The sequence below is a fragment of the Rhodoferax sp. UBA5149 genome, assembly GCF_002413825.1.
Lineage (GTDB): Bacteria > Pseudomonadota > Gammaproteobacteria > Burkholderiales > Burkholderiaceae_C > Rhodoferax.
In genome coordinates, this window is record NZ_DHXT01000071.1 from 1 (window position 1) to 10,078 (window position 10,078).

General features: G+C 59.7%; 7 protein-coding genes and 1 pseudogene. 4 read left to right on the top strand and 4 right to left on the bottom strand.

What is annotated here, in order from left to right; all coding sequences use genetic code 11:
* On the top strand, positions 1-1,269 hold a 1,269-nt coding region (locus B3V69_RS05955), incomplete at its 5' end, for a tetratricopeptide repeat-containing sulfotransferase family protein (RefSeq protein WP_296444711.1).
* A 40-nt stretch (positions 1,270-1,309) separates the two neighbouring features.
* Here the strand turns inward: B3V69_RS05955 and B3V69_RS05960 are convergent.
* The 3 genes and pseudogenes from B3V69_RS05960 to cysQ form a co-directional block, all read right to left on the bottom strand.
* Positions 1,310-2,638, bottom strand: coding sequence for a tetratricopeptide repeat-containing sulfotransferase family protein (locus B3V69_RS05960; protein ID WP_296444727.1), 1,329 nt, complete (start codon positions 2,636-2,638; stop codon positions 1,310-1,312).
* A 78-nt stretch (positions 2,639-2,716) separates the two neighbouring features.
* Positions 2,717-2,920: pseudogene (locus B3V69_RS20720) on the bottom strand (hypothetical protein); the annotation flags it as partial.
* Complete coding sequence (cysQ, locus tag B3V69_RS05965; protein ID WP_296444713.1) at positions 2,920-3,744, bottom strand: 3'(2'),5'-bisphosphate nucleotidase CysQ; 825 nt, start codon at positions 3,742-3,744, stop codon at positions 2,920-2,922. The pseudogene B3V69_RS20720 and the gene cysQ, both read right to left, overlap by 1 nt.
* A 584-nt stretch (positions 3,745-4,328) precedes the next feature.
* On the opposite strand from cysQ, the gene cysD reads away from it, so the two are divergent.
* From cysD to B3V69_RS05980, 3 genes are all read left to right on the top strand, one after another.
* Positions 4,329-5,288, top strand: coding sequence for a sulfate adenylyltransferase subunit CysD (gene cysD, locus B3V69_RS05970; RefSeq protein WP_414707469.1), 960 nt, complete (start codon positions 4,329-4,331; stop codon positions 5,286-5,288).
* Between the two features lie 53 nt (positions 5,289-5,341).
* Positions 5,342-7,237 carry a sulfate adenylyltransferase subunit CysN gene (gene cysN / locus B3V69_RS05975; RefSeq protein ID WP_414707470.1) on the top strand — a complete coding sequence of 632 codons (1,896 nt, stop codon included), beginning with the start codon at positions 5,342-5,344 and terminating at the stop codon, positions 7,235-7,237.
* 228 nt (positions 7,238-7,465) lie between these two features.
* Positions 7,466-8,620 carry an ABC transporter substrate-binding protein gene (locus B3V69_RS05980; protein WP_296444718.1) on the top strand — a complete coding sequence of 385 codons (1,155 nt, stop codon included), beginning with the start codon at positions 7,466-7,468 and terminating at the stop codon, positions 8,618-8,620.
* 43 nt (positions 8,621-8,663) lie between these two features.
* Here the strand turns inward: B3V69_RS05980 and B3V69_RS05985 are convergent.
* Positions 8,664-10,078: OB-fold nucleic acid binding domain-containing protein (locus tag B3V69_RS05985; protein ID WP_349679199.1), on the bottom strand; the 1,415-nt coding region annotated here is incomplete at its 5' end.

The window sequence follows — 10,078 nt, forward strand, 5'->3', positions numbered from 1 at the left end:
GCGCGACTGCAGGAGAAGCAGGGACGCGTAAAGGAGGCATTTGACCTTTACCACCAAGCCCTGGACTTGCGGCCTGACTCCCTGTACGTGCTGGCAAAGCGGGGCGAACTGCTGGAAAAGGAAGGTCGCCTGGAGGAGGCCGAAGAAAACATTGCGCGCGGCTTGGCGCAGATGCCCAGCAGCCCGATTCTCAATCTGGCAGCGGCTCGGCTGGACCGACGGATGGGCCGTCATGCCGAGGCTGCGGCCAGGCTTGAGGCGGTGCTTGACCAACCCATGCCCCAGAATCTCGGTATGGATATCCACCTTCTGCTCGGGCAGCTCCACGACCGCTTGGGGAATACGAACAAAGTTTTACCCCATCTGATTGAAGGCAAGCGCCGAATGGCCTTGTCCACAGATCCAGATGGGAGCAGTGGCGCCCGATTTCTGGCCAGATGCGATACCGCTCGCGCCTGGTTGACCGATCGCTTGGTGGCTTCCTCACAGGTAGCGCCACCATCGCACGATGAAACACCAGTTTTCCTGATCGGCTTCCCACGCTCTGGCACCACCCTGCTGGAACAGGTACTTGATAGCCACCCACGCTTGCAGACTCTGGACGAAAAACCCATGGTCGAAGTTATGGAGCGGGCATTTCTCGAGATGACCGGAAACGGAACCGATGCGTTGGCGGATTTATCTGGCGATCAGATCACCGAACTGCGCAGGATATATTGGGAGGAAGTCGCACATCATGTGGTGCGCCAACCCGGCACCCTGCTGGTGGACAAACTGCCGCTCAATATCGTTTACGTACCGCTTCTCTGGCGGGTCTTTCCCAAGGCGCGATTTATTCTGGCCATTCGGCATCCCTGTGACGTGACATTGAGCTGCCTGATGCAAAACTTCGGCATCAACGATGCCATGGTTGGGTTTGTTTCTCTTGAGCGCGTCGCCGAAATCTACACCCGCGTCATGGTCGCTTGGCGCGAATATGCAGAACGCCTCCCGCTGCACTGGCAGCGCATTCGTTACGAGGACTTAGTTACGAATTTTGAACCAGAAACGCGCGCGCTCCTGGAATTTCTTGGGGTGGGATGGAGCGACACGGTGCTGGAGCACACCCAACATGCGCAGCAGCGCGGCATCATCAATACGCCCAGTTATCACCAGGTCGTTCAACCGATTTATCAGCATTCGAAATACCGCTGGACGCGATACGAAAAGCAGCTGGTCGACGTGATGCCGGTATTGCAACCCTTTATTGAACAGTTCGGTTACGCTTAAACAATGGGGTTGCAGGTTTGTCTATGCGCTATCGGTTCTTTCAAGGGGGTTCGTAGTGAAAGGCTCGGACAAACGGTTCTAGCAAGTCAGCAACTGGCGCGAACTCTGATTCGAAATGCCGCCACCGCGTCACCGATGATGCGTACAACGGCTGGGTGACTTGGGTACGGCTGGGAGTGGCGATGAATTTCCCCGCAGCGCGCTTATGGAAATCCGCCACACCGGCATCCCAGGAGAGCCCAAGAAAATCGAAGACCTTGCGAAAAGTAGGCTCGAATTGCGTGACGGCATCCTCATAACGAAATTCAATAAAGCCGAGCGTCATTTGCTGCCTGATGTACATCCACCAATCCATGACCATGGCGTAGAACTCCGCCGTTCCCTGCCAGGTCAGCAAATGAACCGTGGTGGGTGATGGCACCATGAGCTGCATGAAGCAGCTGACACAAACATCACGCGGATCGCGCATGACGAAGACCACCTTGGCATCCGGAAAAATGAAATTGATCAGCCCCAGATCGATGGTGTTCATGGTGAATTTGTCCACGAGCAATCGGTCGCCGATGCTATCGCCAAAGCGCTGACGCACCCTGTTCCAGTAAAACTCACGCAAATGGATGACACCGGCCAAGTCCAACCGCCCCAGCTTCTCCGCCGTGCCGCCCTTGGACTTGTCCATCTGGTGCAGTTCGCGGTGCACGGCCCAGATGAAATCCGCCTCGTCGGCGACGAATACACCAGGATGGGCATCCAGCACCTCCTGAGTCAAGGTCGTCCCGGAACGCATGAAGCCGACCAGGAAAGTCGGTGCCGGGAGTTCCTGCGGGAAGGCAGTACCGGACCAACGGCTTAACAGTTCCCGATCAAAACCGAGCTTGTTGGCCTTGAGCATGGACGGAACGAACGCCGTGTTTTGCCGACTGATTTCTGGCAGTGAGCTCGAAAAACCGGCAGAGGCATGCAGATGGGGAAATACCTGGTCATATTCGCCCAACTTGTCGAGAACGCGTGCCAGCTCCTTGTGGGCACGAAATTCCTCCCTGGCCGTCAGTTCGTAGGTCAGTACATCTTCCAAGCGCAGCTTGGCGGCAGCGTTCAGCCCCGCGTCGGCCTCCAGACTTCCCTGAAGAATATGCATCATGCTGTTTTCCGGGTCCAGCTCCAACGCTCGCTGACCGGCAGCCAGGGCGTCGCTCGTCTTGTTCAACTGGGAATACGTCAAGGTCAGAAGCTGGAAGCCCCGAACGTCGGTGTCATTGATCTGGACCGCCTGCTTGCCCAAGTCGAGGGCGCCCGGGAAATCGCTCCAGTGTTGCAGTTGCGCAGTGAGATCAAGTAACTGGCTGATGTCCCCACTCTGGCGCGCCACCTGCAAAAAATGCTGCCCAACTTGCCGCAAACAGGCAGTACCTTCGTCACGCCGCCCAACGTTGCACAAAGACTGCCCCAACCCGACCTTGGCCTGCGCATCCTCGGGATTTTCTCCTAGCGCTTTCTCAAACCATTGAACCGCTTGCGCGTGGTTGTGGGCTTTGACAGCGGCTTGGGCCCGCTCCAACAGGCTCGCCACGGGAAGCGCCGCCGCTGTATGGCGGACCGTGACGCCGGCATAGCCGCGCGGTGCGAAATTGATCATATTCACGTCCTTCATCACAGCTTAAGCCAATCAGGCAGTGGCGCGCTGGACGCGACAAAATGCGGATTGAGGACATCCGGCTTACCGTAGCGCAAAGGTGTGCCATCCAGCTTGGATACATGGCCTCCGGCCGCCTCAACGATCGCCTGGGCGGCGGCGGTGTCCCACTCACACGTAGGCCCGAGACGCGGATAAACATCCGCAGCCCCCTCAGCCACGCGACAAAACTTCAAGGAACTGCCGGCCTGCACCAGTTCATGGGCACCCAGCTGGCCAATGAACTCAATGGTCTCGGCGTTCATGTGACTTTTGCTGGCGACGACGCGCGTGGGCCGCTCGGCCTCGCCCGGCGTTGCCACCCGAATCGGCTCCACTAGACCCTGCGTTTGACGGAAAGCCCCCAAACCAACCCCGCCCCAATAGGCTTGCCCGAGTGCTGGTGCCACCACCACGCCCAACACCGCGTTGCCGTCCCTGACCAACGCAATGTTCACCGTGAACTCGCCGTTTTGCGCCAGGAATTCCTTGGTGCCGTCCAGTGGGTCAACCAGCCAGAATTCGCCCTTTTGCAAGCGGTACATCAGGGACTGCGAATCCTCTTCTGAAACCACTGGAATATCGGGTGCCAAGACCGCCAGCCTTTGTGCAATGAGCTGGTGCGCCACCAGGTCCGCTTGGGTGAGGGGACTTTCATCGGCTTTGTAGGCCACCAAAACCCCTTGGGCACCGGCGCCGCCGCTGCACATCGCGTTATAAATCCGCATGACGGCATCGCCAGCCTCACGGGCAATTGCAAGCACCTGGGTCGCCAGCGTTGAAGTGATGTAAATTTGTCGCATTAAGGCTTTATGGTCACATATTCGGATTCAATCCTATTGCGAAGTATCAATTTGTACATTAAATTGATCACCAAACAAATTGCGACAATCCAAACCCCGCCATGTCAAACCTTGATCTCCTTGGACTGGACGCGCCGCGGGTATGGGATACCGAGCTCGCCTTCCAGCATCTGAGCCGCATCGGTCAGGCTGACACCAAGCGCACCGCTGAGCGTCGGCTGCACGAACTGGCCATTCTTCCGTCCGCCTTGACGCCTGACACACTGGCAGACCTGCTTGGTCGACAACCCGTCCCGGTGCTACTGAACTGGGAAATCGAACAGGCGCGCGGCAAACGCAAGCTGGTGCTGTTTGCTCAACTTTTTAATTTGCCCGATGGAAAAGATTGCCTTCATGCCAACGATGCCCGGGGTGCCCGCTATTGGCTGCCAATTGACGAGACGGTGGCCACCGCGCAGGGCATCGCAACGGCCTTGCGAAATCTGCAAGCGCACGTCGGCAAAAATATCACCATCTTCCCGCATGGCCGTCTGGTAGGCCTGTGCCGCCAAGCGCCCGCGCCCGCGCAAGTCAGCGTGGGCCAGCTGAGCTACCCAGCCACACTCGATCTCGAACACCAGCAGCGTTCGCCTGGCCCAACGCGAACCAGCAGCCCCCATCTGAAACGCCTGGAAGCCGAAAGCATTCACATCATGCGCGAAGCGGTGGCCGAAGCAGACAAGCCGGTCATGCTTTATTCAGCCGGCAAAGACAGCTCGGTCATGCTGCAGTTGGCGCGCAAGGCGTTCTATCCCGCGCCGCCGCCATTTCCGCTGCTGCATGTGGACACGCGCTGGAAGTTTCAGGAGATGTACCTGTTTCGCGACCACATGGTGCGCGAGAGCAACATGGACTTGTTGGTCCACATCAATCCGCAAGCCATTGCGAAAGACATCAACCCCTTCGATCACGGCTCGGCGCTGCACACGGATATCACGAAGACGGAAGGTCTCAAGCAGGCGCTGGACCAATACCAATTCGATGTGGTCTTTGGCGGCGCGCGGCGTGACGAAGAGAAATCCCGCGCCAAGGAACGCATTTTTTCCTTCCGCACCGCCACCCACCGCTGGGACCCCAAGAACCAGCGCCCCGAGCTCTGGAACCTCTACAACACGCGTAAAAGCAAAGGCGAAAGCATTCGTGTCTTCCCGCTGTCCAACTGGACGGAACTCGATATCTGGCAATACATCCACCAGGAAAACATCCCGGTGGTGCCGCTGTACTTCGCCAAGGAACGCCCGGTGCTGGTGCGTGACGGCATGATCCTCATGGTCGACGATGCCCGCATGCGCATGCTGCCGGGCGAGGAGATCCAGGCCAAAAAAGTACGGTTTCGCACCCTCGGTTGTTACCCGCTCACCGGCGCCGTGGCGTCGAGCGCCGAAACCGTGGCGGACATCATTCTGGAACTGATCCACGCGCGCAGCTCCGAGCGCCAGGGCCGCGCCATTGATGCGGATGCCGCCGCCAGCATGGAAAAGAAAAAGCAGGAGGGCTATTTCTGATGGCACGCCAAGCCAACGCCGCCACCGCCGCGCATCCCGCGGCTGCAAGTCCGATGGTCATGCGGCCCTCGACTTTTGACGAATTTCTGGCGCAGCAACAAAGCCAGGACCTGTTGCGCTTCATCACCTGCGGCAGCGTGGACGATGGCAAAAGCACCCTGATCGGTCGGTTGCTATGGGAATCACAGCAGCTGTTCGACGACCAGATCGAAGCCCTCAAAACCGAGTCAAGAAAATACGGCACGCAAGGTGATGAGATCGACTTCGCCCTGGCGATGGATGGCCTTGCCGCCGAGCGCGAGCAGGGTATCACCATCGATGTGGCTTATCGCTTTTTCGCCACCAACAAGCGCAAGTTCATCGTCGCGGACACGCCCGGCCATGAGCAATACACGCGCAACATGGTCACCGGCGCATCAACGGCCTCGGCTGCGGTACTGCTGGTCGATGCCCGCCACGGCCTCCTGACGCAAACCCGCCGCCATGCCTACCTGGTGTCGCTCATGGGCATTCGCCACGTGGTGCTGGCGGTCAACAAGATGGACCTGATCGGCTTCGCCGCCGCCGACTTTCACCGTATCCAGCAATCCTTCCAGCAGTTCGCGCAGACCCTCGGCTTCGAAAGCGTCACCGCCATCCCGCTCAGTGCGCTCAAGGGTGACAACATCACCCAAGCCTCGACCAACACCCCCTGGTATGCAGGCCCCACCTTGATGGGTTTCCTGGAAAGCGTCAAGCTCAATCCGCCCGGTTCAGACCCATTTGTTTTTCCGGTCCAGTGGATCAATCGACCCGATTCATCCTTTCGCGGCTTGAGCGGCGGTGTGGCGCAAGGCAGCGTCAAGGTGGGCGATGAAATTCGCGTGACAAGCTCCGGACAAACCGCGACGGTAGCCGAGATCGTCACGTTGGACGGCCTGCTCACCGAAGCGGTCGCGGGCGATGCCGTGACCCTGCGACTGAGCCAGGAGATCGATGCCTCGCGCGGCGATGTGCTGTCTCTTGGCCAGCGCCCGCTGGAAACCACCGACCAGTTTGAAGCCACGCTGGTCTGGATGAACGAAGAGGCCGGACTCATCGGCCGCAGTTACGACATCAAGCTGGCCACGCAGTGGGCAGCGGCCTCGGTGACCAGCATCAAGCACCGTGTGGATATCAACACCCTGGCGCACGAGGCCAGCAAACATCTGGCGCTCAACGACATCAGCGTTTGCAACTTCGCCACCAGCAAGCCGCTGGTGTTTGACAGCTACCAAAACTCCAGGACACTGGGCAGCTTCATTCTGGTTGATCGTTTCAGCCATGCCACCGTCGCCGCCGGCATGATTCGCCACAGTCTGCGACGGGCGCACAACGTACACAAGCAGGCGCTATCGGTTACAAGAGCTGCCCGTGAAAGGCTCAATGGACACCCAGGCCGGGTCATCTGGTTCACCGGGCTGTCGGGCTCCGGCAAATCCACCATTGCCAACGCGCTGGAAATCGAGCTCCATGCGCAAGGCCTGCGCACCTATGTTCTGGATGGCGACAACGTGCGCCAGGGCCTGAACAAGGACCTCGGCTTTACCGATGCCGACCGCGTGGAAAACATCCGCCGTATTGCCGAGGTCGCCAAGCTGATGATGGACGCCGGACTGATTGTGATGACGGCTTTCATCTCGCCGTTCCGCCGGGAACGTGAGATGGCCAGGGAACTGATCGGCTCGGAGAATTTCCTGGAGGTGTATGTGAGTACGCCGCTGGACGTGTGTGAGCAGCGCGACGTCAAGGGGCTCTACAAAAAAGCCCGCAGCGGACTGCTGCCGAACTTGACCGGCTTGAATAGCCCGTACGAAGCCCCCGAGCACCCCGACCTTGAACTGAATTGCTCTATTCTGCCAACCGGTTTGGTCGTCAAAAAAATGCTGGACGCCATTTTGGCCAGCGCGCATCGTCCATCGGACGCCTGAAGACCCAAGCTATCCAGACCGGTGTGGGCCACTACCGGGTGTTCGGCGGACGCAACGGGAACCAGCAGATTGAGCCGCGGGCGCGAGGGATGGAGACGATCATTTAGCGTGCACTTTTTAGTACGACCGTACTTTTTTAAGGCTTTCCAAAGCAAAACACCTAAAATACCCTCCAGCTTTGATCCGCCGCAACTCAGATCCCCACCAATTCCTTTACAGGATAAATTCATGAATCGCCGAAATTTTCTTGCTTCCTCGCCTGTATTGGCCACAGGTTTGGTTTTTCCCTCCCTGATTTCAAACACCTATGCACAAACCGGAAATACGGCCGATGTCTTGACGATCGGTTGCACCGCGGCGATGACGGGACCGCTGGGGAGTTTTGGCCAAAACATGAAACTGGGTGTGGACGCTGGGTTTCATCAGATCAATGCCCGAGGGGGCGTCGAAGGCCGCCCACTGCGGTTTTCGGTGCTGGATGACGCCTACATTCCGGCCCGCAGCGTGGAAAATGTCAAAAAACTGATTGGCGACAGTGGCGTCATTGCCCTGATGGGGTGCCTGGGCACCCCCAATAACGCCGCGATATCCCCGATCATCGAGGCAGAAGGTACACCCCATCTGGGCCCGCTGACGGGTGCCTCGAGCCTGAGAAAGATCGAGCTGCGCAACGTCTTCCATGTTCGCGCCAGTTACACCGATGAAATAAACCGGCTGGTTCAAAATCTGGTTTCCATGGGCATACGGGATCTGGCGATGGTCTACCTGGACAATCCCTATGGCAAGGAAGTGGCGCAAGACGCAACCCGGGCGCTCACGGCGTCCGGCGTCAAGGCCGTTGCCATGGTTCCCCTGGCAACCGATGGCAAGAACCTCGACAGTGTGGTCGCGGCTGTATTGGCCGCCAAACCCTCGGCGGTGCTGCTGGGGACAGCGGGCGCGGCAACCACCGGCCTGGTGGCCAAGCTCAAACAAGCGTCGTCCATGATGCCGATCGCCGGGGTGAGTGCCTCGCTGACACAAGCAGGCGTCAAGGAATTGGGCGGAAAAGCGCAAGGCATCGCCATCACGATGGTCTTTCCCGATGCGTACCAGGCAAAACACCTTGTCATCAGGGACTACCAGAGTGCGATGCGCGCCATCGACCAGCCGCTGTTCGACCCGGGCAGCCTCGAAGGCTATATCAACGCGCGCATCATGGCCGAAGCCCTCACCCACGCCGGCCGCGGTGTGACCCGGGCCAAGCTGAGGCAGTCATTGTCCGCCCTGCGCAACTTCGATCTGGGCGGTTTCACCGTGGACTATGGTTCGGCCAACGCGCGGGTCGGCTCGAAGTATGTTGCGCTTGGTATATTGTCCGCGGATGGCAAGCTGAAAGGCTGATGAATCTCGGCCAGGGCAACTGAACGCTAACTCGGCGGCCGGGTCAGTGAAACTCCCGGCTCAGCGTCGCCAGGTCGCCCAGCAAGGGCGTCAGGTCTTTCAGGTGGCCGGCAATCAGATGCCGCACCTCAGCGCCACTCTCTTCATCGCGCTGCCACACGCCATAGACTGCCAGCAGGCGTGACTTGAGCGCGGCGGTGCGCTGGCGCTCGCGCAGACGCTTCCACACAATCACATTGACCGTGCCGGTTTCGTCTTCCAGCGTGATGAACAGCACGCCCTTGGCGGTGGGGGGTTGCTGGCGCGCGGTGACCAGACCGCAGGCCCGCACCAGCCGACCGCTGGGCAGGTCGCGCAGCTGGGCGGCTGTCAGCAGCTTCTCTTTTGATAGCTGCTCACGCAGCAGCGACAAGGGGTGGCGGCGTAAAGTGAGCCCAAGCGCGGCGTAGTCAAAGACCACTTCTTCGCCTTCACTGGCAGCCGGTAGCGTCAACCGTTCTTCATCCACCGGCACGCTATGCAGCAGGGGCGGTGCGGGTTTCAAGGCGGCCGCGTCCCACACCTGCTGGCGGCGGTGGCCGGACAGGCTAGAGAGCGCATCGGCCGCGGCCAGCGCTTTGAGATCGCTCTGGTCCAGTGCGGCGCGCAGGGCCAGGTCTTCGGTGCGGGTGAAAGGGCTTGCGATACGGGCGGCGACGATGCGTTGCGCGGCGGCTTGAGCCAGGCCTGAGACCAGACGCAGGCCCAGGCGCACGGCGGGTTGCACGTCGCCGCAAAAGGGGGCGGACGGCTCCAGCGTGCAGTCCCACGCGCTGTGCGTCACATCCACCGCGCGCACCGCCACGCCATGGCGTTTAGCATCCTGCACCAGTTGCGACGGCGGGTAAAAACCCATGGGCTGCGAATTGAGCAGGGCCGCAAGAAATGAGGCGGGCTCATGGCACTTGAGCCAGGCGCTGACATAGGCCAGCTGCGCAAAACTGGCGGAGTGACTCTCCGGGAATCCATATTCACCGAAGCCCTGTATCTGCTTGAAGATGTTCTCGGCAAACTCTGTGGGGTAGCCGTTGTGGACCATGCCCCCCACCAGCCGGTCATAAAACTTGTGCACGCCGCCTTTGCGCTTCCAGGCCGCCATGGAGCGGCGCAGATCGTCGGCTTCATCCGGGGTGAAATCAGCCGCGATCATGGCAATCTGCATCACCTGCTCCTGAAAAATCGGCACGCCCAGGGTGCGCCCCAGTGCTTCCTGAAGTGCGGGCGGGAACAGCACCGCTTCCAGACCCTGGCGCCGTCGTAAATAAGGGTGCACCATGCCGCCCTGGATCGGCCCCGGGCGCACGATGGCGACCTCGATCACCAGATCGTAAAAGCAGCGCGGCTGCAGGCGCGGCAGCATCGACATCTGAGCCCGGCTCTCGATCTGGAACACGCCCACGGTGTCGGCCTGGCAAATCA

Excerpts from the sequence above, each read along its gene's own strand:
- cysN (WP_414707470.1), top strand. The coding sequence starts at position 5,342 with ATGGTCATGCGGCCCTCGACTTTTGACGAATTTCTGGCGCAGCAACAA.
- cysQ (WP_296444713.1), bottom strand. The coding sequence starts at position 3,744 with ATGCGACAAATTTACATCACTTCAACGCTGGCGACCCAGGTGCTTGCA.
- B3V69_RS05980 (WP_296444718.1), top strand. The coding sequence starts at position 7,466 with ATGAATCGCCGAAATTTTCTTGCTTCCTCGCCTGTATTGGCCACAGGT.